General features: G+C 52.6%; 4 protein-coding genes. All 4 read right to left on the bottom strand.

Annotated features, from left to right (window positions below):
- A partial coding sequence (locus ABYP73_RS12605; protein WP_372974566.1) for an isoprenylcysteine carboxylmethyltransferase family protein occupies nucleotides 1-746 on the bottom strand: 746 nt, incomplete at its 3' end.
- Nucleotides 743-1,507 (bottom strand): hypothetical protein, encoded by a 765-nt coding sequence (locus ABYP73_RS12600; RefSeq protein ID WP_372945834.1) that lies wholly within the window; start codon nucleotides 1,505-1,507, stop codon nucleotides 743-745. The genes ABYP73_RS12600 and ABYP73_RS12605, both read right to left, overlap by 4 nt.
- Nucleotides 1,504-2,103 (bottom strand): ABC transporter ATP-binding protein, encoded by a 600-nt coding sequence (locus ABYP73_RS12595; protein ID WP_372974565.1) that lies wholly within the window; start codon nucleotides 2,101-2,103, stop codon nucleotides 1,504-1,506. Before ABYP73_RS12595 ends, ABYP73_RS12600 begins: the two co-directional genes overlap by 4 nt.
- 1 nt (nucleotide 2,104) lies before the next feature.
- The coding region (locus ABYP73_RS12590; RefSeq protein WP_372974564.1) for a hypothetical protein at nucleotides 2,105-2,897 on the bottom strand (793 nt) is incomplete at its 5' end.

Genomic DNA, 2,897 nt, shown 5'->3' with positions numbered 1-2,897 from the left:
TCACAGATCAGCATGCAAAACAACCCGAGCAAAAGGGAGGAGGCTCCCCAGAGGATCCATTTGCGCAGGGTCGTATGTGTCTGCAAGATATCGGGCGTGACCAGGACGGGGAGCAGGCATATAAAGTTCCACCAGGGCGACCAAATCGACAGATCCCCCAGGCTGTCTGTATGGTCTGGTCCCAGTCCCCTGAAAGCCAAAAAATTTGTTAGTCCCAGCAGCAAAAGGATCACCAGCAGGCCGACTGCCTTCTTCCCGCGTGCCGGTTTCTCCTTACCTCCCCGCCATTCAAACAGGGGGGTCAGATCTCCTTCCGGAAATCGTTTTTTCAATTCTATCCCCTCATACCCCAAAACAAGGGCCACCATCCCCAGGAGGGTAAGGGGAGTGACCAGCCAAAGCCCGCTGGCTGACCCCGTGAAAATAAAATACCCCGCCAGCAGCACGCCAAAGCCCCAGTAGATAGGATGCCTCAATAGTCGGTATGGCCCTGTTTTAACGAGTTTCTTAGGCGGAAAGGCATTGAGCGGCAGTCCTTTCCCTTTCAGTATCAGGAGCCCCATGGCCCAGAACATCATTCCCCCGCCCAGCACCATCAGGAATATGCCACCCTCCCGGGATTCCACAGGAGGACAGGTCACAAAAGTTTCTGTCTTTTCTGCCCAAAACACCAGTAACAGGGGGAGCACCAGAAGGAAGAATGCCGAATACAGCATTTTTCTGAAAGGAACAGGCATTGTATTCATCGATGAGGTTTCATGGTTATATAATAAATGTATTGGCTGAGTAACAGGAATCCGCAGCCGTATGCGAAAGCGCTCAACAGGTTTTTTCCTATGGTGAAATCGGTAAAGGCTGAGATCACCGCCGCCTGGGACGAAAAATAGGCCGGGAGGTAGCGTATCACCTCCTGGTTCTGGGCCCCCTCATAGAAAAGCGGGTTCTGGAGCCAGCCCACGTCGATATTCACCAGGAGTACGATCACCAGGATCCCCTCCAGTTCCCCCCGGATCAAAGTACCTGCTAAAAGCCCATAACATCCATAGACAAACCCGATGGATACCAGTGAGGCGATGAATTTGCCGAGGTGCTCTACCTCATAGAGGGAGTGGGTCAAAAGGCCCACGTAGAATGCGATGAGAAGGATGACGGACAATAGGGTGGTCAGTTTGGCCATCAGGATCTCCACGGGGGAATACCCGCATAGGATGAGCCTTCTGCTGGCCCTCCTGTTCTTCTGGATGAGATTCAGGGCGAGGAAGGATACCAGAAAGCCTACGGAAGCCACCGCAAAGAACACAAAATTAATCCCCTCCTCCGGGATGCTGACCATGGGGTTGTCCGAAAGAGAAGCCAACCGGAAGGGCATGGGCCGACTCGAAGAGGTCAGGTCGACGATTCCCAGGAAAACAGCAGGAATCACCAGAAGCAGTACAATGGCGATACGGTTCCTGAGCAGGATCCGCCAGGACATTCCCATGCTGATGATCATTCGGTTCCCTCTCATTGCAAACGTCCGTTTTCGAGTGTATAGATCCGATCAAAAATGCTCTTTTCCGTAATAAAATGACTCACAACCAGTACGGAGCAGGACGACTTCTTCAATTGGCCCAGGTAGTCCCAGAAGCGGGTGTAGGTATCCCAGTCGAACCCGCTATAGGGTTCATCCAGGATGAGCAGGTCGGGATCGTGCAAGAGCGCCAGGCTCAGGTTGAGTTTCTGGGCGGTTCCCCCGCTGAGGTGGGCCACTCTTTCTGAACGGTATTTGCCGAAGTTAAAATAGTCCAGCAAGTGTTCCTGCCGGTCTTTCAGGGCATCCGGGGGCATCCTGTAGGCCGCCCCAAAATACCTGAAATGTTCCTGTACGGTCAGCTGAGAATAGAGGCTGATCTGTTGAGGGCAGTAGCCCATTTGGCCCTTCATTTCCACCCTGCCTTTACTGGGTTTCCACTCTCCTACCAGGATCTTCAGGAGGGTGGATTTGCCCGAACCATTCTCCCCCACGATTCCGCATATGGTAGCCGGATGCACTTCCAGGGAGAGGTCTTCTAATACCTTCTTCTTGCCAAATGATTTATGGATATGTTCAGCCCTGAGTACCATACTATTTCGGGTTGGCGTTCAGAAATTCATGAATTGCTCTGCCGCCGGAAAGACCTTCCCTGCCCTCCATTGCCAGTTGGATCCTACTCGCCCACATGGTCTGGTGAGCCATGAGAAATGCCTTAGGGAGGATCTTTGAAAATCCGGGAATAAAGCCCACTAGCCTCCCTGCCACGCGATTTACTTTTTGTTCCTTTTCCAGGATCAGCCCACCATCCAGCTTCAGGGTCACCCCCGGGTCGGGAAAGAAGAGTTCAGTATCAGAGAGCAGGCACCCATCCTTTTTTTCCCCGTTCCACCAGATCCATTGGCTCTGTTTATTTACCCTGAGTTCGATCCAAACCGCCCAATCATCTCCGGAGAACATATGTCCCCATCTCAGTTCCCGCAAAGGGATCTCCCAGGTGGAGAAGGTGGTGCTGATCACCTCTGCATAGCCTTCCCCCTCAAGCGTAGCGTCTCCTGTGATGAGGCTAACTTTGGAACGCGGTTGCCAGCATTGCCAGTCCAGGACCTGATTTCCGGATTCGTATAAACGGGCATTTAATGGGTCGGCCACTGCCTCCCAGACTCCCGCAATCTTAAATCGCTTATCGGTCCATGTGATATGGGTCCCTTCCCTTTCAGGAAGTCTTCCCCGGGTAAATCGATATCGTTTGGATACTCCGGAATCAGGTTTGTACCACAACAGGTTTGTGTAGGGTATCACGCCTCCCCTCCATGCCAGTTCTGCCGCGTAGACGATCAGGATACTACCGTCTTCCCCAATAAAGTCGAGGACCCATTTTGTGATC

It is taken from the genome of Muriicola sp., from assembly GCF_041567615.1.
Taxonomy (GTDB): domain Bacteria; phylum Bacteroidota; class Bacteroidia; order Flavobacteriales; family Flavobacteriaceae; genus Muriicola.
The sequence above is the reverse complement of the archived record's forward strand: the minus strand, read 5'-3'. Positions and strand labels throughout refer to the sequence as shown.